Genomic DNA, 17,865 nt, shown 5'->3' on the forward strand with positions numbered 1-17,865 from the left:
GCACCATGAACGCAACAGATCCGGCCGCTCAGGCCCCTTCCGCCGCGCCGCCCGTGAGCACCGACACCGAGCGAACGCTGCTGGTCAAGGTGTTCGGCAAGGACCGCCCCGGCATCACCGCGGGCCTGTTCACCCAGCTCGCCGGTTTCGGGGTCGAGGTGATCGACATCGAGCAGGTGGTCACGCGTGGCCGGATAACGCTGTGCGCGCTGGTCACTCCCCCGCCCGCGGCGGGTGCCGAGGGCGACCTGCGGGTGACGGTGCACCGCTGGGCGGAGGAGCACCGGCTTCAGGCCGAGATCATTTCCGGCACCGGCGACAACCGTCCGCGCCGCGAGGGCCGTTCGCACGTCACGGTGCTCGGCCACCCGCTGACCGCGGCCGCGGTGGCGGCGCTGTCGGCCCGGGTCTCGGAGGCCGGCGGCAACATCGACCGGGTGTTCCGCCTGGCCAAGTACCCGGTGACGGCGGTGGAGCTGACCATCTCCGGCGTGCCCACCGAGGAGCTGCGCGCGGTGCTGGCGGCGGAGGCCGCCGTGCAGCGGGTGGACATCGCGGTGGTCCGCTCGGGGCTGCACCGGCGGGCCAAGCGCCTGGTGGTGATGGACGTCGACTCCACGCTGATCCAGGACGAGGTGATCGAGCTGTTCGCCGCCCACGCGGGCTGCGAGGCGCAGGTCGCCGAGGTGACGGCGCAGGCGATGCGCGGCGAGCTGGACTTCGCCGAGTCGCTGCGGGCCCGGGTGGCGCTGCTGGCGGGCCTGGACGCGGCCGTCACCGAGAAGGTCCGCTCGGAGGTCCGGCTCACCCCGGGTGCCCGGACCCTGATCCGCACCCTGAAGCGGCTCGGCTACCAGGTGGCGATCGTCTCCGGCGGCTTCACCCAGGTCACCGAGCACCTGGTGGACCGTCTGGGCCTGGACTTCGCGGCCGCCAACACCCTGGAGGTGGTGGACGGCAAGTTCACCGGCCGGGTCACCGGCGAGATCGTCGACCGGGCCGGCAAGGCCCGCTGGCTGGCCCGGTTCGCCGAGCAGGCCGGGGTGCCGCTGGAGCAGACGGTGGCGATCGGCGACGGCGCCAACGACCTGGACATGCTGAACGCGGCGGGCCTGGGCGTGGCGTTCAACGCCAAGCCGGTGGTCCGCGAGCAGGCCGACACCGCCGTGAACGTGCCGTTCCTGGACACCGTGCTGTACCTGCTGGGCGTCACCCGCGAGGAGGTCGAGGCGGCCGACGAGCTGGACGGCGCGCCCACCGGGGACTGATCGACCGATACCGAAGGGGCGGGGTCCGCGGACCCCGCCCCTTCGGTCTGCCTTCAGTCCTGTGGCATGAAGTACGACTCGAGCCGGGCCACGCCGGGCTCGACCAGCTTCCATGGGCCGTCGAAGCTGAGCACCGCCACCGCGGCGGGCGGGAATCCGTTCAACCGCATCCGGTTGAGTTCCTCGGCGTCGCCCTCGTCGCCTGCCAGCACCTGGGTCAGGCCCAGCACGCCGGGGTTGTGGCCGACCAGCAGCAGGTCGCTGTGCTCCTCCGGGGTCTCCTGGATCACCTCGATCAGCTTTCCGGGCTGGGCCTCGTACACGCGGTCCTCGTAGACCGTCTTCCGGGACCGCTTGGGCAGCTCGTGGGCGACCAGCTTCCAGGTCTCCCGGGTGCGCAGCGCGGTGGAGCACAGGACGTGGTCGGGGTTGACGCCGGAGTCGGCGAGCCAGCGGCCGGCCTCGGAGGCCTGGCCGCGCCCGCGGTCGGCCAGCGGGCGGTCGTGGTCGTCGACCTGGTTGGGCCAGTCGGCCCGGGCATGACGAAGAACGATGATCCTACGAGGAGTGTCGGCGCTCATACCCCTAGAGCTTCGCAGAAAACCGCCGCCCGGGCGCGGGGTCGGGAAAGCTGCCACCCCTGCGGGTGGCAGCTCCACCGGTCCGGCACGGACGGCGGGCACCTGTCGGATCAGCCCATGTTCGAGGCGATCGACGCGACGATCGAGATCACCACCACGATGGCGGCGATCAGGCCGAGCATCTGCAGCAGCTTCTTCTGGCCGCCCTGGGGATTCGGTTCGAGAACTGGCATGTCGCCGAGCCTAACCGACCACCTCGTCCTCGATGTGCCGGGCCCGGGCGGCGCGCACGCCGACCAGGATCTGCGGCACCAGCAGCAGCGCCAGCAGGCCCAGCGGCAGGTACCACTCGCCGGTGTTCTCGTACAGGGCGCCCATCAGGATCGGGCCCGGGATGCAGATCAGGTAGCCCAGGCTCTGCGCGAACGCCGACAGCTGCGCCACCCCGCCCGGGGTGCGGGCGCGCAGGCCGAGCATGGTCAGTGCCAGCGGGAACGCGCACATCGACAGGCCGACCAGGATCGCCCACAGCCACGGCACCGTCCCGGCGGCCAGCATCAGGCCCAGGTAGCCCGCGATGCCGCACAGGCCGAGCACCACCACGTACATCCGCTGGTCGCCGCCCCGGGCGGCCAGGTTGGGCAGCACGAACGAGACCGGCACGCTGATCGCCATCACCACCGCCAGCAGCACACCGGCCGCGGACTCCGAGACGCCGGCGTCGTGGTAGATCTTCGGCAGGAAGCCCATCGTGCTGTACGCGCTGGTGGACTGGAGGCCGAAGAACGCGCCCAGCGCCCAGGCGGTGCCGCTGCGCAGGATCGGCAGCCGGGTGTGGGCCTGCGCGGCGGGGGCCACCGCAGTGCCCTTGTCCCGGCGGACGAACAGCACGACCAGCCACAGCGCCAGGGCCAGCACGGCGGGCAGCGCCCAGACGCCGAGGCCGAGCCGCCAGGAGCCGCCGAGCGCGTGGGCCAGCGGGACGGTGGTGGCGGCGGCCAGCGAGGTGCCGACCGACAGCGCCATCGAGTACAGGCCGATCATCGGACCGACCCGGTCCGGGAAGTACCGCTTGATCACCACCGGCAGCAGCACGTTGGCCAGCGCCACTCCGGCCAGCGCCAGCGCGGTGAGCAGCAGGAACACCGCGGTGGAACCGGTGAACGAACGGGCCAGCACACCGGCCGCGATGGCGCCCATCGCGGCCGTCACCACGGTGATCGGGCCCAGCCGGCGGGCCAGACCCGGAGCGGCGAAGCCCAGCAGCGCGAAACACAGCGGCGGCACCGCGGCGAGCAGGCCGGCCACCGTGGCGCTCATCCCGAGGCCCTCGCGGACCGGGTCGAGCAGCGCGCCGAGGCTGGTCACCACGGGACGCAGGTTGACGGCGGCGGCGGCCACACCGACGGCGAGCAGGACGGCTCCGCCGTTGCGAACCACCGACGGGGGGCCGGCGGCGGTGACGGTGGCGCTGGACGTTGGGGCTGGTCGAGGGTTCTCGGTTCCGGTCGCTGAGGGGTCTGCTGCGGTAGACATGGCGTAATCATAGAATCATGGGATGACTTAAGTCGCCCCGGTATCCTGATGACGTAAACCACAGAAGGAGCCCGACCTTGGCGCTGTCGACCACTCGCCGCACCCCGCTCTCCGACCAGGTGATCGCCCAACTCCGGGCCCAGATCACCTCCGGCGAATGGCCGGTGGGATCACGCATCCCGACCGAGGCGGAACTCGTCGACCAGCTCGGCGTCGCCCGCAACACCATCCGCGAAGCCGTCCGCGCCCTCGCCCACAACGGGCTGGTCGACATCCGCCAGGGCTCCGGCACCTACGTCCTCGCCACCAGCGAACTCGCCGGCGTGATGCACCGCCGGTTCGCCGACGCCGACCAGAGCCAGGTCGCCGAACTCCGCGCCACCCTGGAAACCTCCGCCGCCGGCTTCGCCGCGACCCGCCGCACCGCCCGCGACCTCGAACTCCTCGACGCCGCCCTGGCCCGCCGCGACGCCGCCTGGCACGCCGGCATCCCCGAGGACTTCATCCAGGCCGACGCCGCCTTCCACCACGCGGTGGTGGCCGCCGCCCACAACGACGTCCTCGCCGCGATCTACGCCGACCTCGGCGAGGTCCTGCTCGCCCACCTCCGCCACGACGTCGGCCCCGACCTGCTCCCCCACCGCTGGGTCTCGCACTCGGACATCCTGGACGCGATCAGGTCCGGCGACGCGGAAAAGGCCGCCGAGGCGGCGGGCCGGGCGATTGGCAGATGCAAGAGCTGAGCCCTGGAAACGGCGGGAGCCACAACAGCTGCGCGGGGAACGGCGGGAGCCACAACAGGGGCCCGGGGAACGGCGGGGCCGAGTCTGCTGGTGATCAACGGGGCGTGGAAGGTCCCGTCGTTTCGGGTCCCGTCTTTTACCGGTAGCAGTCACGACCTACCGATATCCCTGACCACCAGCAGCTCGCCCTCGCAGTTCCCCGAGCCCCTGGTTGTGCTTACTCGTCTGCCTCAGGCACCGATGGCGTGCAGCCCGCCGTCCACGTGGACGATCTCGCCGGTGGTCTTCGGGAACCAGTCGCTGAGCAGCGCGACGACGCCGCGGCCGGCCGGCTCCGGGTCGGTGAGGTCCCACTTGAGCGGGGAGCGGGAGTCCCAGGTGGCGGCGAGGTCCGGGAAGCCGGGGATCGACTTCGCGGCCATCGAGCCGATCGGGCCCGCCGAGACCAGGTTGCAGCGGATGTTGCGCTCGCCGAGGTAGCGGGCGAGGTAGCGGTTGGTGGACTCGAGGGCGGCCTTGGCCGGGCCCATCCAGTCGTACTGCGGCCAGGCGAACTGCGCGTCGAAGGTCAGGCCGACCACGGCGCCGCCGTCCTGCATGAGCGGGAGCAGCGCGGTGGTGAGGGACTTCAGCGAGTACGCGGAGACCTGCATGGCGGTGGCGACGGACTCCCAGGGGGTGTCCAGGAAGTTGCCGCCGAGCGCGTCCTGCGGGGCGAAGCCGATGGAGTGGACGATGCCGTCCAGGGTCGGCAGGTGCTCGCGGACCTGGTCGGCGATGCCGGCCAGCTGCTCGGGGTTGGAGACGTCGAGCTCCAGGACCTTGACCGGCTTGGGCAGCTTCTTGGCGATGCGCTCGGTGAGGCTGGGCCGGGGGAAGGCGGTGAGGATGATCTCGGCGCCCTGTTCCTGGGCGAGCTTCGCGGTGTGGAAGGCGATGGAGGACTCCATCAGCACACCGGTGATCAGGATCCGCTTGCCTTCGAGAATTCCAGTCATGGTCAGTTACCCATGCCCAATCCGCCGTCCACGGGAATGACGGCTCCGGTGATGTACGCGGCCTCGTCGGAGGCCAGGAACCGCGCGGCCGAGGCGATCTCGGCGGGGGCGGCGTAGCGGCCCAGGGGGACGCCGGAGACGATCTCCTTGCGGCGCTCCTCGCTGAGCACCGCGGTCATGTCGGTGTCGACGAAGCCGGGCGCGATCACGTTGACGGTGATGTTGCGGGAGCCGAGTTCGCGGGCCAGCGAGCGGGCGAAGCCGACCAGGCCGGCCTTGGAGGCGGCGTAGTTGGCCTGGCCGGCGGAGCCGCTGAGGCCCACCACGGAGGAGATCAGCACCACGCGGCCCTTGCGGGCGCGCAGCATCTTGGCGGCGGCGCGCTTCACGACCCGGAAGGTGCCGGTGAGGTTGGTGTCCAGGACGGAGGTGAAGTCGTCCTCGGACATGCGCAGCAGCAGGGTGTCCTTGGTGATGCCCGCGTTGGCGACCAGGACCTCGACCGGGCCGTGGGCGGCCTCGATCTCCGTGAAGGCGGCGTCGACCTGCTCGGTGTCGGTGATGTCGGCGCGCACGGCGAGGACGTCGTACTTGGCGAGCTCCGCCGGGACCTCGCCGTTGCGGCTGGTGATGGCGACCTTGTCGCCCGCCTCGGCGAAGCTCTGGGCGATGGCGAGGCCGATGCCCCGGTTACCTCCGGTGACCAGTACCGAGCGGCTCAACGGTCCACCTCTTCCCTACTCGATGTGCGCGTGCCGATCGCACGCGTAGCCATCTGTGACGCTATCGGTAGGGTGCGAGCTCGGGCGAAGCGGCCTTGGACAGGCATTGCCGGGTGTGTTCTGTCGCATCCCGACAATCCGGGTGCGGGTCGGGCGTGGGGAACGCCCGGCCGGTGGTGGCCGTTGCCCCGGGGGTGCTCCGGAGAGTCCGGGCACCGTTTTCGAGCGAGCCGATCGGAGCGGACGCGATGAGTGGTGCACTCCCTGGCCGGGCGGGCCGCCGGGCGCTGGTGGCGGCGGCGGCACTGACGGTGGCGGGTGCTGCGGCGTGGGCGCTGCGGGAGCTGCCGGCCCAGTTCGGGCGCCGGCCGGACCCGTCGGACCCGCGGGTGCGGGTGTCTCCGCAGTACCGGGACGGGGTGTTCCACAACGCGCCCTCGCAGGTGTCGCCGGGCGTTCCGGGCAGCCCGGACGCGGCGACGCTGCGCCGGATGCTGTTCGAGAAGGACGGGCGGGTGCCGGCCGGTCCGGTGCCGCTGGCGGTGCCGGTGCAGCCGGCCGCGGCCTCCCAGGAGGTGGCGGTGACGTGGTACGGCCACGCCTCGGCGCTGCTGGAGCTGGACGGCTGCCGGGTGCTGGTGGACCCGATGTGGTCGGACCGCTGTTCGCCGTCCCACCTGGCGGGCCCGAAGCGGCTGCACCCGGTGCCGGTGGAGCTGGCGTCGCTGCCGCAGGTGGACGCGGTGCTGATCTCGCACGACCACTACGACCACCTGGACATGGCGACGGTGCGCCGCCTGGTGGAGCTCCAGTCGGCGCCGTTCGCGGTGCCGCTGGGCATCGGCGGGCACCTGCGCCGCTGGGGTGTGCCGGAGCACCGGATCATCGAGCTGGACTGGGACGAGACGTGCACGCTCGGCGAGTTGACGCTGACGCTGACCGCCGCGCACCACTTCTCCGGCCGTGGTTTCACCCGCAACACCACGCTGTGGGGTTCGTGGGTGGTGGCGGGACCGGAGCGGCGGGTGTTCTTCACCGGCGACTCCGGCTACTTCGAGGGTTTCGCCCGGATCGGCGAGCAGCACGGCCCGTTCGACGCCGCGCTGATGGCGATCGGCGCGTACGACGACGCCTGGGCGGACATCCACCTGAGCCCGGAGGACGCGGTCCGGGCGCATCTGGAGCTGCGCGGCGGTCTGCTGCTGCCGGTGCACTGGTGCACGTTCAACCTGGCGCCGCACCGCTGGGCGGAGCCGGTGGAGCGGCTGTTGGCGGAGGCGAAGGCGCAGGGCGTGCCGCTGGCGGTGCCGCGTCCGGGGCAGCGGGTCGAGGTGTCCGATCCGCCGGAGCTGGACGGCTGGTGGGAGGCGCTGTCCTGACCCGGAACTGACTGGGCGTCAGGACGGTTCGGCGAATATTTGCTGGCAGAACGCCCTGGGGCCGGGGATGATGCGAGCGGGTGTGCCCTCGACCCGGGGGCGGCCCGCCGCACCTGACCCTCGACCCAGGGAGCCCGATGCCCCCCTCCGCGATGGACCCTCAGTTCCTCTCGTACCCGTTGCGCCCGCTGGCGGACGCGGCCCTGTCCCGGGCCCGGCAGTTGGGCGTCTCGCACGCCGATTTCCGGCTGGAGCGGGTCCGTTCGGCGTCCTGGCGGCTGCGTGACGCCCGGCCGTCCGGGTCGTCGGACACCGTGCAACTGGGCTTCGCCGTCCGCGTCCTGCTGGACGGCGCCTGGGGCTTCGCCGCGGGCGTGGACCTGACGCCCGCTTCGGCGGCGGCGGTTGCCGAGCAGGCGGTGGCGGTGGCCCGGCTGGCGGGCGGGATCAGCCGGGCGGCGGGCTCGGACGAGCGGGTGGAGCTGGCCCCGGAGCCGGTGTACCCCGACGTGGAGTGGGTCTCCGCGTACGAGGTGAACCCGTTCGAGGTGCCGGACGCGGAGAAGACCGGCCTGCTGGCCGAGTGGTCCTCCCGGCTGCTGGCGGCGGACGGCGTCTCGCACGTGTCGGCGGCGGTGCTGACGGTGCAGGAGAACAAGTTCTACGCGGACACCGCGGGCACCGTGACGACCCAGCAGCGGGTGCGCCTGCACCCGTGGCTGGAGGCCACCAGCGTGGACGAGCGCACGGGCGCGTTCGACTCGATGCGCACCATCGCGCCACCGGCCGGGCGCGGTTGGGAGTACCTGCGGGGCAAGGGCTGGGACTGGGACGCCGAACTGGCCGAGCTGCCCGAGCTGTTGGCGCAGAAGATGCGCGCGCCGAGCGTCACCGCGGGCCGCTACGACCTGGTGATCGACCCGTCCAACCTGTGGCTGACCATCCACGAGTCGATCGGCCACGCCACCGAGCTGGACCGCGCGCTGGGCTACGAGGCCGCCTACGCGGGCACCTCGTTCGCCACCTTCGACCAGCTCGGCAGCCTGAAGTACGGCTCCGAGCTGATGCACGTCACGGGCGACCGGACGGCCGAGAACGGCCTGGCCACCATCGGGTACGACGACGAGGGCGTGGCCACCCAGTCCTGGGACCTGATCCGCGACGGCGTCCTGGTCGGATACCAACTCGACCGTCCGATGGCCAAGTTGAAGGGTTTCGAGCGCTCCAACGGCTGCGCCTACGCGGACTCCCCGGCGCACGTGCCGGTGCAGCGGATGGCCAACGTCTCACTCCAGCCCGCCGCCGACGGCCCCGACACCGCCGGCCTGATCTCCCAGGTGGAGAACGGCCTGTTCATCGTCGGCGACCGCTCCTGGTCGATCGACATGCAGCGCTACAACTTCCAGTTCACCGGGCAGCGCGCCTACGCCATCCGGGGCGGCGAACTCGCCGGGCAGGTCAAGGACTTCGCCTACCAGGCCACCACCACCGACTTCTGGGGCTCGATGAGCGCCGTCGGCGGCCCGCAGACGTACGTGCTCGGCGGGGCCTTCAACTGCGGCAAGGCCCAGCCGGGCCAGGTCGCCGCGGTCAGCCACGGCTGCCCGTCCGCGCTGTTCCGTCAGGTCAACGTGCTCAACACCCAGCAGGAGGCGGGTCACTGATGTCCCTCACGCACCCCCACGAGCTGGTGGAACGCGCCCTCGAACTGTCCCGCGCCGACGGCTGCGTGGTGATCGCCGACGAGGAGTCCACCGCCAACCTGCGCTGGGCCGGCAACGCGCTCACCACCAACGGCGTCACCCGCGGCCGGCGGCTCACCGTGATCTCCACCGTGAACGGCGCGCAGGGCACCGCCGCCGGCGTGGTCGCCCAGGAGGCCGTCACGCTCGACGAGGTCGAGCAGCTGGTGCGCGCCTCCGAGGCCGCCGCCCGGGCCGCCGAACCCGCCGAGGACGCCCAGCCGCTGATCACCGCCCGACCGGCCGACCCGCGCTTCACCGAGGCCCCGCAGGTCACCGACATCGGCGTGTTCGACGCGTTCGCGCCCGCACTCGGCGAGGCCTTCGGCCGCGCCCGCGCCAACGGCGAGCTGCTGTACGGCTTCGCCCGGCAGGAGATGGTCTCCTCCTACCTGGGCAGCTCCACCGGCCTGCGGCTGCGCCACGACCAGCCCACCGGCACCGTCGAGCTGAACGCCAAGACCGCCGACCTGACCGGCTCCGCCTGGGCCGGCGCCGCCACCCAGGACTTCACGGACGTCGACGTCACCGCCCTGCACACCGACCTGACCCGCCGCCTCGGCTGGGGCCGCAAGAAGATCGACCTGCCGGCCGGCCGCTACGAGACGCTGCTGTCGCCGTCCGCCGTCGCCGACCTGCTGGTCTACATGTCCTGGTCGTCCGGCGCGCGGGACGCGGTCGAGGGCCGCTCGGTGTTCTCCAAGCCCGGCGGCGGCACCCGGATCGGCGAGCAGCTCAGCCCGCTGCCGCTCACCCTGCGCTCCGACCCGGCCGAACCCGGCATCCAGGCCGCCCCGTTCGTGCTCACCCACTCCTCCGGCGAGAACGACTCGGTGTTCGACAACGGCGCGCCGCTGACCGGCACCGACTGGCTGCGCGACGGCAAGCTCACCCACCTGCTGACCACCCGCCACTCCGCGGGCCTGGCCGGCCTCCCGCTCACCCCGCCGATCGACAACCTGGTGCTGGAGACCTCCGCGCCCGACGCGCCGACGCTGGAGGAGATGGTCGCCAGCACCGAGCGCGGCCTGCTGCTCACCTGCCTCTGGTACATCCGCGAGGTCGACCCGGCCACCCTGCTGCTCACCGGCCTCACCCGGGACGGCGTCTACCTGGTCGAGAACGGCGAAGTGGTCGGCGCGGTCAACAACTTCCGCTTCAACGAATCCCCGGTCGACCTGCTCGGCCGGATCACCGAGGCCGGCCGCACCGAACGCTGCCTGCCCCGCGAATGGGGCGACTGGTTCACCCGGGCCGCGATGCCGCCGGTACGCGTGCCCGACTTCAACATGAGCTCGGTCAGTCAGGCCTCCTGACCGGCCGAGGGCCTGTCCGGTCGATCTTGTCGGATCAGCGTGCGTCTCCCCCAGCCCTTGCGGGCTGGGAGGTGCCCCCATTTCGCGCCCGGCTGGGCGTGCCGGCGAAACGTCCTCGTACTGGGTGTACTTGGATGTTTTGCCGGTGCGTCCGTGGGGGCACCTCCCAGCCCCCCTTGGGGCTGGGGGTGGGGGCACCTCCCAGCCGCCAGGCTGGGGGCGGATGATCCGGCGTCGCGCGCCCGGCAAGATCGGCTGGACAGGCCCTGAACCCCTGGGGGGATCCCGATGGACGAAAAGCACACCGTCAAGACGTCGAAGATGCTCAGCCGCGTCCTGCGACACGACCCGGGCGCCATCGGGGTCACCCTGGACGCGGCGGGTTGGGTGGAGGTCGACACCCTGCTCGCCGCGCTCGGCCGGCACGGCCGGCGACTCAGCCGCGCCCAGCTCGACCACGTGGTCGCCACCAACAACAAGCGCCGCTTCGCCTACTCCGAGGACGGCTCGGCGATCCGGGCCAGCCAGGGCCACACCATCGAGGTCGACCTCGGCCTGCCCGCCACCACCCCGCCCGACGTGCTGTTCCACGGCACCGCCGAGCGCAACCTCCGGTACATCCTGGCCGAGGGCCTGCGCCCGATGGCCCGGCAGGACGTCCACCTCTCCGCCGACACCGGGACGGCCGTCAAGGTCGGCTCCCGGCACGGCCGCCCCGTGGTGCTGGAGGTCGATGCGGCGGCGATGGCCGCCGTCGGCCACGAATTCCGGGTGTCTGCGAACGGTGTCTGGCTCACCGACGCCGTACCCGTCCAGTACCTGCGCCGCACCGCCTGACCACCGGACGGACCCCACGTGGGTCCGTCCGGCATCAGCGGGGTTACCGTGGACGACCGTAGGGAGCCCGGAACCGATGGATGGATGGACCCATGCGCAAGAGCGCGGACGACGACCAGGTCTTCCGGATCACCGGTGCCCGCAGCAGCCTCAGCGAGGACGTCCGGGGCCGGCAGCGCCGCTACGTGATCTCCATGCTGATCCGCACCGTGTGCGTCCTGCTCGCCGTCATCCTGTGGGACGTCCAGCGCTGGCTCGCCTTCGCCGCACTGGCCGGCGGCGTGCTGCTCCCGTACTTCGCGGTCCTGATCGCCAACGCGGGCCGCGAGCGCGCCCCCGGCCTGCCCTCGACGTTCGACTTCGCCCCCGACACCCAGCTGATGCTCGGCCCCGGCGGGACGGGCGGCGGCGGGGCGGCGGCCGCCCGTCCCGCCGAGAACCGGCCACAGGATTGAGAATCCCTCAATTCCGCTGCCCGATATGACCGTTCATGCGACGGTCTGACCGTCTGAAAGCTCAGACGATCCTCAAATTAATCACTGGACGGACGAGCTTCCGAGCCCGTTGCCGTGCCATACTTCCTAAGCGCTCCGCATCCCCCGTCGGAGCGACGGACCGACGCCGGGCAGCTCCCCCCGTGGCTGCCCGGCGTCGTCATGCCCGGGCATAGGATCGGACCCATGGACACCGCGCACCCCCTCTTCGGCACCCCCACCGGCCCCGAAAGCCCGGCCGGCCCCCCGAAGTGCTCCGCCAAGGGCTGCCGCGAGTCCGCCACCTGGACCCTGCTGTGGAACAACCCCAAGCTCCACACCCCCGACCGCCGCAAAACCTGGCTCGCCTGCGACGAACACCGCGACTCCCTCAGCCAGTTCCTCGCGGTCCGCGGCTTCCTCAAGGACACCGAGCCGTTCACCCCCTGACCGTCGACAGCGCCCAGTAGCGTGGTCCGCACTTCGGCGAGTGGGGGAATGCGTTGTCTCGTGGTGGTGCAAGGCGAATGTCCCGGGCGGAGGCGCTGCGCCGCCGCGTCGACTCCCAGTTCGTCGGACGCCGGGCCCAACTCGCCCTGTTCGCCGACAACCTGCGCAAGAACCCCGACCCGGAGGCCGGGCCCGACCCCGCCGACTTCCTGTTCCACGTCCGGGGCGTCGGCGGCATCGGCAAGTCCACCCTGATCGCCCAGTGGCGGGAGACGGCCGGCCGGGCGGGCGGGCGCACCGCGCTGATCGACGACACCGACGTGCAGGGCGTCGACACCGCGCTGGCCGCGCTCGCCGCCCAACTCGCCTCGCCGGAGGCCCCGTTCAAGGACTTCGACAAGGCCCTGGAACAGTACCGGCGGGCCCAGGCCACCCCGGCCGACCTGCCTTCGCTGCCCGCCCGGGTGGTCGCCCACGCCGCTCTCGGCGCGGCCAACACCTTCGTTCCCGGCTCCGCCGCCTTCACCACCCCCGAGACCGTCGCCGAGAGCACCGACCGCCTGATCGCCGCCGTCCGCCGCCGCCGACCCACCGGCGACTCCGAACTCGCCACCCTCAGCCGGGCGTTCGTCACCGAACTCGCCCACCTCTGCGACCGCGAACCCGTCCCCTGGGTGGTGCTCTTCCTCGACACCTGGGAGATCACCGGCCGCCACCTCGACGGCTGGCTGCGCGAGTTGATCGACGGCACCTATGGCGATCTCCCGCTCGACGTGATCGTCGTGCTGGCCGGCCGCGACGAACTCGCCGAACGCGACTGGGCCCGCCTGCGCTCCGCCGTGGTGGACGTCGCCCTCGAAGCCTTCACCGAGCAGGAGGCCCGCGACCTGCTGGCGAGCCGCGGCGTGCACTCCCCCGACGCGATCGACGCCATCGTCCGGATGTCCCTCGGCCTGCCGCTGCTGCTGGCCCTGCTCGCGGGCACCGACCCGCACTCCGCCGAGGAGGTCGCCGACGCCGGAACGGACGCCGTAGACAAGGCAGTTCAGCGCTTCCTCCAGTGGATTCCCGAACCCGCCCTGCGCGAGACCGTCCTCGCCGCCGCCCTCCCGCCCCGCCTCGACCGCGACCTCTTCTGCCTCGCCGTGGACGACCCGACCGCCCCCGGCTGGGACTGGCTCCTCGACCAGCCCTTCGTCACCGCCCACGGCGACGCCCACCAGTACCACGCCGTCGTCCGCGCCAGCCTCCTGCGCCACCACCGCATCCGCGCCCCGCACGCCTGGCGAAGCGGGCACACCCGCCTCGCCCAGCACCACGCGGCCGCCTGCGAAGCCCTCCAGGCCGAGCTCCCGCCGTCCCGGCTCCGCGGCAACGCCCGCTGGCTCCGCCACCTCCTCGACGAGACCTACCACCTGCTCTGCGCCGCCCCGACCACCCAGCTGCCGCCGGCGCTCCACCGCCTCGCGGAGGCCGCCGACCACTCCCCCGACTCCCTCACCGCCTGGGCCGAACTCCTCACCCTGGCCGCCCGCGACACCGCCGACGCCGACCTCACCCGCTGGTCCGAGCTGCTGCACACCGCCCTCACCACCCCCGACCCGGCCGAGACCGTTCTCACCGCCCTGGCCGCCCCCGGCCTGCCCGCCCGCCTCCGGGCCCGGGCGCTGACCGGGCAGGGCCACCGGTCGATCCAGCAGAACGAGGACCCCGCGGCGCTCGTCCTGCTGGACCAGGCCCTGCTGCTCGCCCCCGACCTGCTGCCCGCACTGATCCAGCGCGGCCGCGTGCGCTGCTACCTCGGCCACCGCGACCTGGCACTGGCCGACCTGGACGCGGCGCTCGCCCGCACCCCGTTCGCCGCCGAGGTGCTCGCGGCCCGCGAGCACCCGGACCGCATGGCGGCCGCCGTCTCCGACCGCGCGACGACCGTGGCCACCAGGCAGGAACACTCCGACGCGTTCTACTACCGGGGCTGGGTCCTGCGCCTGGTCGGCCGGCTGGACGAGGCGCTGGCCGACCTCGACGCCGCAGTGGTCCTCGACCCGGAGGACAGTTGGGCACTGTCCGAACGCGGCCAGGTGCACCACAGGGCAGGCCGGTTCGACCGCGCGATCGCCGACTTCACCGCCGCCCTCGCCCTCGAACCCGAGCACGGCTCGACCCTGATCCGCCGAGGCCTGGCCCAAGGCGCGGCGCACCGGATCGACCTCGCCATCGGCGACTTCGACGCCGCCCTCGCCCTCGACCCCTTCAACACCTGGGCCCTGTGCGAACGCGGCATCGCCCACCGACTCGCCGACCACCCGGAACAGGCGATCAGCGACTTCACCGCCGCGCTCTCCGTCAACCCCGGCTACGTCTGGGCCCTGGGCGAACGCGGCAAGACGCACTACCAATCAGGCCGGCTCTCCCACGCGGTCGCCGACCTGGACGCCGCCCTCGCGCTCGACCCGGACAACCCCGTCGTTCTGCGCGACCGCGGCGAGGCGCACAGCCGGGCGGGACGGTACAGCCAGGCCGTCGCCGATTTCACCGCCGCCATCGCCCTCAACCCCAACGACTTCATCGCCCTGGTCTGGCGAGGCCGCACCCACTGCCGGGAGGGCCGTCTCGACCTGGCCCTCGTCGACCTCGACGCGGCGCTCGCCATCAACCCCGCCGATCCCTGGGCCCACTTCTACCGCGGCGAGATCCATCAGGACGCGACCCGCCACCCGGAGGCGATCGCCGACTTCACCGCCGCCGTCGCCATCGACCCGCAGCACATCTGGGCGCTGCTGCACCGCGCGAAGTCGCACCGGCGAACCGGCTGCCCCGACCAGGCGTCCGCCGACCTCGGCGCCGCCCTCGCCATCGACCCCGGCTTCCACTGGGCCCTCCTCGAACGCGCCCACCTGCACCAACAGACCGGCCGCCACGACTTGGCCCTCACCGACTTCGACGCCGCCCTCACCATCGAGCCCGACTCCCCCTGGCTGCTGCGCGACCGCGCCGAACTCCACCGGCGTGCGGGCCGCCTCGACGCAGCCGTCACCGATCTCAGGGCGTCCCTCGCACTCTCCCCCTACGAGATCGGCACCCACTGCGCACTCGTCGCGGTGCTCCGCCGGCAGGGCAAGTGGCAACCCGCCCGGGAGGCCCTGGACCAGGCCGCCCGGCTGGAACCGACCGCCCCCGGCGTGCTCCGCGAAGAGGCCGTCACGCAGCTGTACGAGCACGGCCGCGAGGCCTCCACCCCGGCCTGGGACGCGCTGCTGGCCGCAGTCCCCCTCACCCTCGCGGCCTCCCGGGCGGCCCTGGCGGTGCTGCACGCGGTGGCAGTCCAGGACGGCGAGCTCGGCCCCCCGATAGCCGAGTTCCTCGCCGTCCCGAACGCCCCCGACACCCACGACACCCTCCGCGAATACCTCCACGAACTGACCGCCTCCCCCGCCGCCACCCGCGCCGCCACCGCACTCGGCCTGCTCGGTCAAGCACCCTAATTCGCTGGCGGCCGCCACCGGGCGGCAGTCATCCTCACCCCATGGCCGACCGAGCAAACTTCGTCATCGTCCGCGAGAGCGGCGAGCACGAGCTGTACCTGTCCCGCTTCGGCGCCGTGTGGCTCGACGTCGACCTGCTGGCGGGGCCCGAGGCGACCCTCGCGATGGTCGAGGGGCTGCGGGTGACCGATTGGTGGCTGGACGACGTGATCTGCATGGGCGCGGCGCTGATCGATCTGGGCCGGAAGGTACTGCTGCTGTTCGCCTGGGAGGGCCCGAGCACCGAACTCCGCCACCGTGCCGCCACGTTGGAGCTGCTGCGGGAGGCGTGGGCGGGCTGGGAGGTGCGCTGGCTGTACGACGGGAACGCGGAGGTGCGGGCCTACCTGGGCCTGGACCCGGAGTTCGTCCGGGATCGCGAACGCACCATCTGGCCCGTTGCGTTGCTGGAACCCGACGACGAGGACCTTGCCCACCCGGCGCCGCTGGCTGCGGTGGTGACGGTCGGCTCCGACCAGTGCTTCATGGTGGCGCACGTCGACGACCATCCGATCGGCGAGGGGGCCGCACTGCTCAACTGGCTGGCGGGCGCCCCCGAGCACGGGGTGTGCCGGGTGGCGGCCGATGCGGGGGTGCACATCGATCCGGCGCGGCGCCGGGTGGGCTGGTGGACGCTGGCGGCGACTGCGGAGGCGTACGAGATGCCGAAGCGGTGGCCGGGGTGGACAGTCGAGTTCTGGCAGGACCGCTGGGAGGAGCACGTCCGGTTGGCCGGCCACCGGTTCCAGCCACCCGCCGTCGAACCCGAGTTGGCACGGGAAGAGGTTCGCGAAGCCGTCGGGGAACGGCGCCGGATGACGGCACGTCAGGCGGTACGCCTACAGTGAGGCCCGTGAATGATCTTCCCGCGCCTGGTCGGCAAGCAATCGAGAACCTGATCGCCCGGTACGCCGAGCTCGTGGACGACGGGAACTTCGCCGGCCTCGCCGACCTCCTCTCGGACGCCGCCTTCACCGGCAGCGGCGACCCGGTGCGCGGGCGGGACGCGATCGAGCGGATGTTCCGGGGCATGCTGATCGTCTACGCCGACGGCACCCCGCGCACCCAGCACGTGACCACCAACCTCGCCGTCGAGGTCGACGAGGAGGCGGGTACGGCGTCGGCCCGCTCCTACGTCACGGTGTTCCAGTCGCTCCCGGAGCTGCCGTTGCAGGCCATCGTCTGCGGCCGGTACCACGACCGCTTCGAACGCCGCGACGGGCAGTGGCGCTTCACCGAACGGCGCTTCCGCGCCACGCTGGTCGGCGACGTCAGCCGCCACCTCCGAAGCTAACCGCCGATCGCCGACATCGGCCGTTCGGGCTGGAGGAACTCCGGAGCGTCGATGCCCGCGCCGGCCTTCTTGCCCCACATCGCCGCCCGCCACAGCTCGGCCAGCTTCGCGTCGCTCGCGCCGGCCCGCAGCGCGCCGCGCAGGTCGGTCTCGCCGGTCGCGAAGAGGCAGTTGCGGACCTGGCCGTCGGCGGTGAGCCGGGTGCGGTCGCAGGCGCGGCAGAACGGGCGGGTGACGGAGGCGATGACGCCGACCGTCGCGGGACCGCCGTCGACCAGCCAGCGCTCGGCGGGGGCCGCGCCGCGCACCGAGGACGGTTCGGGAGTCAACGAGAAACGCGTGCGCAGCAGGGCGAGGATCTCCTCGGCAGTGACCATCTGCGAGCGGTCCCAGCCGTGTTGGGCGTCCAGCGGCATCTGTTCGATGAACCGCAGCTGGTAACGGTGCTCGATCGCCCAGGCGAGCAGGTCGGCGGCCTCGTGATCGTTGACGCCGCGCATCAGGACGGCGTTGAGCTTGACCGGCCGCAGCCCGGCGGCCTCGGCGGCGAGCAGCCCGTCCAGGACGTCCTGGTGGCGGCGGCGGCGCGTCAGCTTCGCGAAGGTGTCGGGGTTCAGGGTGTCGATCGAGACGTTGACCCGGTCGACTCCGGCGTCCCGCAAGGCGGTTGCCACCCGGGCGAGGCCGATGCCGTTGGTGGTGAGGGAGATCTCGGGGCGGGGCTCCAGCTCGGCACAGGCGGCGATGATGGAGACCAGCCCGGGACGCAGCAGCGGTTCGCCGCCGGTGAAGCGGACTTCGCGGACGCCGAGGTCGCGAACCGCCAGGCCGACCAGCCGGACGATCTCCTCGTCGGTGAGCAGCTCGGGCTTGCCGAGCCAATTCAGGCCTTCCTCGGGCATGCAGTAGGTGCAGCGCAGGTTGCACCGGTCGGTGAGGGAGACCCGCAGGTCGACGGCCTGTCGACCGTAGGTGTCGAGGAGCATCCCGGTCCCGCCCTTC

General features: G+C 72.5%; 17 protein-coding genes. 11 read left to right on the top strand and 6 right to left on the bottom strand.

Annotation, left to right across the window (positions count from 1 at the left end; genetic code table 11):
* The first annotated feature begins 5 nt into the window (after positions 1-5).
* Complete coding sequence (serB, locus tag ACIHEI_RS19235; protein ID WP_387646027.1) at positions 6-1,268, top strand: phosphoserine phosphatase SerB; 1,263 nt, start codon at positions 6-8, stop codon at positions 1,266-1,268.
* A gap of 53 nt (positions 1,269-1,321) precedes the next feature.
* Here serB and ACIHEI_RS19240 read toward each other — a convergent pair whose 3' ends face one another.
* The 3 genes from ACIHEI_RS19240 to ACIHEI_RS19250 form a co-directional block, all read right to left on the bottom strand.
* The gene (locus ACIHEI_RS19240) at positions 1,322-1,849 is read right to left on the bottom strand and encodes a SixA phosphatase family protein (protein ID WP_396607456.1); all 528 of its coding nucleotides are present in this window, start codon (positions 1,847-1,849) and stop codon (positions 1,322-1,324) included.
* Positions 1,850-1,959: 110 nt separating this feature from the next.
* A complete protein-coding gene (locus ACIHEI_RS19245) occupies positions 1,960-2,082 on the bottom strand; it encodes an SGM_5486 family transporter-associated protein (protein ID WP_387646030.1) in 123 nt (40 codons plus the stop codon).
* A 10-nt stretch (positions 2,083-2,092) separates the two neighbouring features.
* The gene (locus tag ACIHEI_RS19250) at positions 2,093-3,385 is read right to left on the bottom strand and encodes an MFS transporter (protein WP_387646033.1); all 1,293 of its coding nucleotides are present in this window, start codon (positions 3,383-3,385) and stop codon (positions 2,093-2,095) included.
* Positions 3,386-3,462: 77 nt separating this feature from the next.
* Here ACIHEI_RS19250 and ACIHEI_RS19255 point away from each other — a divergent pair, with 77 nt between their 5' ends.
* The gene (locus ACIHEI_RS19255) at positions 3,463-4,128 is read left to right on the top strand and encodes a FadR/GntR family transcriptional regulator (protein WP_387646035.1); all 666 of its coding nucleotides are present in this window, start codon (positions 3,463-3,465) and stop codon (positions 4,126-4,128) included.
* A gap of 230 nt (positions 4,129-4,358) precedes the next feature.
* On the opposite strand, the gene fabI is transcribed toward ACIHEI_RS19255, so the two are convergent.
* Both fabI and fabG read right to left on the bottom strand, forming a co-directional pair.
* A complete protein-coding gene (gene fabI / locus ACIHEI_RS19260; protein WP_387646037.1) occupies positions 4,359-5,126 on the bottom strand; it encodes an enoyl-ACP reductase FabI in 768 nt (255 codons plus the stop codon).
* Positions 5,127-5,128: 2 nt separating this feature from the next.
* Complete coding sequence (gene fabG, locus ACIHEI_RS19265) at positions 5,129-5,848, bottom strand: 3-oxoacyl-[acyl-carrier-protein] reductase (RefSeq protein ID WP_387646039.1); 720 nt, start codon at positions 5,846-5,848, stop codon at positions 5,129-5,131.
* Between the two features lie 248 nt (positions 5,849-6,096).
* Here fabG and ACIHEI_RS19270 point away from each other — a divergent pair, with 248 nt between their 5' ends.
* The 9 genes from ACIHEI_RS19270 to ACIHEI_RS19310 all read left to right on the top strand — a co-directional run bounded on the left by ACIHEI_RS19270 (position 6,097) and on the right by ACIHEI_RS19310 (position 16,863).
* Positions 6,097-7,227, top strand: coding sequence for an MBL fold metallo-hydrolase (locus ACIHEI_RS19270; protein ID WP_392956348.1), 1,131 nt, complete (start codon positions 6,097-6,099; stop codon positions 7,225-7,227).
* 137 nt (positions 7,228-7,364) lie between these two features.
* Positions 7,365-8,891: a TldD/PmbA family protein gene (locus ACIHEI_RS19275; RefSeq protein ID WP_392956351.1), complete on the top strand. Its 1,527-nt coding sequence runs from the start codon at positions 7,365-7,367 to the stop codon at positions 8,889-8,891.
* Positions 8,891-10,285 carry a metallopeptidase TldD-related protein gene (locus ACIHEI_RS19280; protein WP_396607457.1) on the top strand — a complete coding sequence of 465 codons (1,395 nt, stop codon included), beginning with the start codon at positions 8,891-8,893 and terminating at the stop codon, positions 10,283-10,285. Before ACIHEI_RS19275 ends, ACIHEI_RS19280 begins: the two co-directional genes overlap by 1 nt.
* Before the next feature lie 288 nt (positions 10,286-10,573).
* On the top strand, positions 10,574-11,122 hold the full coding sequence (locus ACIHEI_RS19285; RefSeq protein ID WP_396607458.1) for an RNA 2'-phosphotransferase: 549 nt from the start codon (positions 10,574-10,576) through the stop codon (positions 11,120-11,122).
* Positions 11,123-11,214: 92 nt separating this feature from the next.
* Positions 11,215-11,577 (top strand): DUF3099 domain-containing protein, encoded by a 363-nt coding sequence (locus ACIHEI_RS19290; RefSeq protein ID WP_396607459.1) that lies wholly within the window; start codon positions 11,215-11,217, stop codon positions 11,575-11,577.
* Positions 11,578-11,802: 225 nt separating this feature from the next.
* The gene (locus ACIHEI_RS19295; protein ID WP_396607460.1) at positions 11,803-12,045 is read left to right on the top strand and encodes a hypothetical protein; all 243 of its coding nucleotides are present in this window, start codon (positions 11,803-11,805) and stop codon (positions 12,043-12,045) included.
* A 77-nt stretch (positions 12,046-12,122) separates the two neighbouring features.
* Complete coding sequence (locus tag ACIHEI_RS19300) at positions 12,123-15,530, top strand: tetratricopeptide repeat protein (protein WP_396607461.1); 3,408 nt, start codon at positions 12,123-12,125, stop codon at positions 15,528-15,530.
* Between the two features lie 41 nt (positions 15,531-15,571).
* Complete coding sequence (locus ACIHEI_RS19305) at positions 15,572-16,417, top strand: hypothetical protein (RefSeq protein WP_396607462.1); 846 nt, start codon at positions 15,572-15,574, stop codon at positions 16,415-16,417.
* A 5-nt stretch (positions 16,418-16,422) separates the two neighbouring features.
* Positions 16,423-16,863: a nuclear transport factor 2 family protein gene (locus ACIHEI_RS19310; RefSeq protein ID WP_396607463.1), complete on the top strand. Its 441-nt coding sequence runs from the start codon at positions 16,423-16,425 to the stop codon at positions 16,861-16,863.
* Here the strand turns inward: ACIHEI_RS19310 and moaA are convergent.
* Complete coding sequence (moaA, locus tag ACIHEI_RS19315; protein WP_396607464.1) at positions 16,860-17,849, bottom strand: GTP 3',8-cyclase MoaA; 990 nt, start codon at positions 17,847-17,849, stop codon at positions 16,860-16,862. The genes ACIHEI_RS19310 and moaA overlap by 4 nt on opposite strands.
* Positions 17,850-17,865: the final 16 nt, after the last annotated feature.

The organism is Kitasatospora sp. NPDC051984 (assembly GCF_044593455.1).
Classification (GTDB): domain Bacteria; phylum Actinomycetota; class Actinomycetes; order Streptomycetales; family Streptomycetaceae; genus Kitasatospora.

Bases quoted from the DNA above. Each gene is read 5' to 3' on its own strand.
- ACIHEI_RS19250 (WP_387646033.1), bottom strand. From the start codon at position 3,385: ATGTCTACCGCAGCAGACCCCTCAGCGACCGGAACCGAGAACCCTCGA.
- ACIHEI_RS19305 (WP_396607462.1), top strand. From the start codon at position 15,572: ATGGCCGACCGAGCAAACTTCGTCATCGTCCGCGAGAGCGGCGAGCAC.
- ACIHEI_RS19290 (WP_396607459.1), top strand. From the start codon at position 11,215: ATGCGCAAGAGCGCGGACGACGACCAGGTCTTCCGGATCACCGGTGCC.
- ACIHEI_RS19280 (WP_396607457.1), top strand. From the start codon at position 8,891: ATGTCCCTCACGCACCCCCACGAGCTGGTGGAACGCGCCCTCGAACTG.
- ACIHEI_RS19240 (WP_396607456.1), bottom strand. From the start codon at position 1,849: ATGAGCGCCGACACTCCTCGTAGGATCATCGTTCTTCGTCATGCCCGG.
- fabI (WP_387646037.1), bottom strand. From the start codon at position 5,126: ATGACTGGAATTCTCGAAGGCAAGCGGATCCTGATCACCGGTGTGCTG.
- ACIHEI_RS19295 (WP_396607460.1), top strand. From the start codon at position 11,803: ATGGACACCGCGCACCCCCTCTTCGGCACCCCCACCGGCCCCGAAAGC.
- serB (WP_387646027.1), top strand. From the start codon at position 6: ATGAACGCAACAGATCCGGCCGCTCAGGCCCCTTCCGCCGCGCCGCCC.
- ACIHEI_RS19245 (WP_387646030.1), bottom strand. From the start codon at position 2,082: ATGCCAGTTCTCGAACCGAATCCCCAGGGCGGCCAGAAGAAGCTGCTG.
- moaA (WP_396607464.1), bottom strand. From the start codon at position 17,849: ATGCTCCTCGACACCTACGGTCGACAGGCCGTCGACCTGCGGGTCTCC.
- ACIHEI_RS19300 (WP_396607461.1), top strand. From the start codon at position 12,123: ATGTCCCGGGCGGAGGCGCTGCGCCGCCGCGTCGACTCCCAGTTCGTC.
- ACIHEI_RS19275 (WP_392956351.1), top strand. From the start codon at position 7,365: ATGCCCCCCTCCGCGATGGACCCTCAGTTCCTCTCGTACCCGTTGCGC.
- ACIHEI_RS19285 (WP_396607458.1), top strand. From the start codon at position 10,574: ATGGACGAAAAGCACACCGTCAAGACGTCGAAGATGCTCAGCCGCGTC.
- ACIHEI_RS19270 (WP_392956348.1), top strand. From the start codon at position 6,097: ATGAGTGGTGCACTCCCTGGCCGGGCGGGCCGCCGGGCGCTGGTGGCG.